Origin of the sequence: Undibacterium sp. Di27W, assembly GCF_049340345.1 — a bacterium.
Taxonomy (GTDB): Bacteria; Pseudomonadota; Gammaproteobacteria; order Burkholderiales; family Burkholderiaceae_D; genus Undibacterium.
The window spans coordinates 1-588 of the sequence record NZ_JBMPOS010000094.1 but is presented as its reverse complement, the minus strand read 5'-3'; the positions used below and the strand labels follow the sequence as shown (position 1 = coordinate 588).

Below are 588 nucleotides of genomic sequence, written 5' to 3'. Positions count from 1 at the left end.
ACATGGCAATATCGGCATTTTTTAATAGAATTTCAGTGGTGTCACCATCGAGCGGGTAGAGACTGATACCGATTGACGCACCAATCTGATGTTTTTGCCCCTCCCACCAGAAAGGCTGCTGGAAGGCGTCGCCGATACGCTCCGCGACACGAGTTGGCTGACTCTCCCTTTCTACCGGCTCCAGTACAACCAGGAACTCGTCTCCGCCTAGGCGTACGACATTGTCAGATGGCCGCAATACAGATAACAATCTGGATGCAACTGATTTCAGTAACTGGTCGCCAGCAATATGGCCTTGGGAATCATTCACGTTCTTAAAACCGTCCAGATCAATAAATAGCAGTGCCAACATTTGTTTGGTCGTTTTTGCCCTCTGTATCGCTTTTGGCAAATACTCCATTAGCCAGTGCCTGTTATACAAACCGGTCAACATGTCTTTCGTCGCCAGGCGCTGAAGTTCTTTTTCAGCTTCTTTTCTCTCGCTAATATCCTGTATCGTCACTGCCAGGCCAGAACCAGAACGAGTGAGACGACGTCTGGCCCACGCCATATGCAATGGACTCAACTCCGATAATTCATATTCATCCT

Annotated in this window: 1 protein-coding gene; it reads right to left on the bottom strand. The window is 48.5% G+C overall.

Translation table 11 applies throughout. From position 1 onward, the window contains the following. Positions 1 to 588: diguanylate cyclase domain-containing protein (locus ACO0LF_RS31440; RefSeq protein ID WP_423021332.1), on the bottom strand; the 588-nt coding region annotated here is incomplete at both ends.